Below are 2,016 nucleotides of genomic sequence, written 5' to 3'. Positions count from 1 at the left end.
CCGCCGAAGGACGCGGCGTCGGCGTCGGGTCGCGTCTCGCCGCCGATCCACAATCCGGTGCCGGCGTCGATGGAGGTGAACGGGGCGCCCAGGGTCCACCGGCGCCGGAAGATGAAGGTCTATGGCTGGAGGTCGCGCTGGTACCAAGTGCCTGACTTACCGCCGAGATCGTTCGGGGTGGCCGGGCCAACCGGGACGAACCCGGCCTTGGTCAAGACTTTCTGGGACGCGGCGTTGTCGTGGGAGGTGGACGCCCGCAGTGTGCGCAGGCCGTGCATCGCTGTCGCCATCCGGCACAGCTCCCGGACGGTCGTGGTCGCCACGCCGCGGCCGGCGACCTGCTCCGCAATCCGGTAGCCGAGTCTGGCAGTGCCGTCCTCCAAGTCGTACAGGTTGAACCTGCCGAGTACCGATCCATCCTCGGCGACGAGCACGTAGAAGGCGCAGATGCCGGCCTCCTGCTCGGCCAGCGAGGCGTTGTACCCGCTGGTGAACTGGTCGAAGAAGTCGTCGCCGCGGTCGGAGATCGAGGCAGCGAAGTAGGCGCGGTTCGCCAGCTCGAAGGCCAGGACCGCCGGGGCGTGGCCAGCATGCAGCCGCTTCAGTTCGGGCATCGCCCGACTCTACCCAGACCGCGCGCTGAGGCCACCTGAGTTTCCGCCAGTGGCAGACAGCCCCAAGACCAGGGCACATAACGATCTACGGCTGGAGTACTAGAGGAGCTGCTGCGGCGCAAGAAGCGCTTCTCGAACGAGACGGGCAACTGCTACTACCCGGCGCACCTCGCCCTGGCTGAATAAGCTGGCGCGGCCGCGATGACGTCCAAGCTGGTCGGTACGCACTCCTCGGTGACGCGCGGCGCCTGCTTTACCGCATGCTGCGTCCAGTTGTTTGTTCAGGTACGGCAACCATGAGCCAGAGCCCGAGCCTTTACAGGCCCAGGCTCCACCCCTCGAGACGTGCTTTCAATCACCCAGCAGGACCTGATAGGTGCTCAAATACGGAAAATTATCTGGACACTTAGCAAATGAGGATGTGTGCTCATTCGTCCCCATCCACCTCCCCATCTGCCGGTGAAGACACCGCCGCTGGGGTCCGCGCGGCAACTGATGTACACGCGGAAGTAGCCGGTGCCACTGGAGCAATACGCATCAGCGTTTCCGGGATTGTAGAAGTACGGAGTTACCACACAGTTAGTTGGAACCGCTTCGGCCGTGGTGGCACCCGCAACAACACCACCCAGTGAAAGCGCGACAGCCGATACGGCACCCAGAATTCTATTCATCGAAGTCTCCATTCGATCGACCTTTGTGGAGAATAGATGCTGATTCGATTTGGCACCAGTGAAATCGCAGAATAAATAGATGTTTGGAACTGACGGGTCCGAATCCTGTGGATCGGGGCAAGTACGGGTCGAAGATCCACCTGCTCACCGATCGGGCCGGTCTGCCCCTGTCGATCGGGATCTCCGGCGCGAACACCCACGACAGCCAGGCATTGATACCCCTGGTCGAGAACATCCCGCCGATCCGCTCCCGCCGCGGACCACGTCGCCGACGACCGGCGAAACTCCACGGCGACAAGGCCTACGACCACCGCTTCATCCGCGACCACCTGCGGAAACGCCGCATCACCCACCGCATCGCACGACGCGGCATCGAGTCCTCTCAATGCCTGGGACGACACCGGTGGGTCGTGGAAAGAACAGTGGCCTGGTTCAACGCCTTCCGCCGACTCCACCGCCGATACGAGGTCAAGGCCGCGCACTTCGGCGCCTTCGTCAGCCTCGCCGCCGCACTCATCTGCTACCGCCGATACGCCAAATGAGACGATCTCTAAGTGGGCATTTAGTGTAGGCGAAATGCCCTTTATCAACTAGTAGGTTCCTCGCCAGGTGGGTGTGGTTTCGTCCGTTATGCGTTTGGCGAGGTTGTCGATCGAGGCGACGTGGATCATGGCTTCGGAGCTGGCGGTGAGGGTCTCGTAGTCGCGGGCGAGCCGTCGGTGCATCATGAT

Annotated in this window: 1 protein-coding gene and 2 pseudogenes; 1 reads left to right on the top strand and 2 read right to left on the bottom strand. The window is 62.7% G+C overall.

Annotated features, from left to right (window positions below):
• Positions 1–119: 119 nt before the first annotated feature.
• A complete protein-coding gene (locus ABZS54_RS42795; RefSeq protein ID WP_355548833.1) occupies positions 120–614 on the bottom strand; it encodes a GNAT family N-acetyltransferase in 495 nt (164 codons plus the stop codon).
• Positions 615–1,377: 763 nt separating this feature from the next.
• On the opposite strand from ABZS54_RS42795, the pseudogene ABZS54_RS42790 reads away from it, so the two are divergent.
• Positions 1,378–1,827: pseudogene (locus ABZS54_RS42790) on the top strand (IS5 family transposase); the annotation flags it as partial.
• A gap of 48 nt (positions 1,828–1,875) precedes the next feature.
• Here the strand turns inward: ABZS54_RS42790 and ABZS54_RS42785 are convergent.
• Positions 1,876–2,016 (bottom strand): annotated as a pseudogene (locus tag ABZS54_RS42785) (IS5/IS1182 family transposase); the annotation flags it as partial.

This window comes from Embleya sp. NPDC005575 (assembly GCF_040605455.1).
GTDB lineage: Bacteria > Actinomycetota > Actinomycetes > Streptomycetales > Streptomycetaceae > Embleya.
Note: the sequence above shows the minus strand (reverse complement) of the source record. Positions and strands in the feature narration are given on the sequence as shown.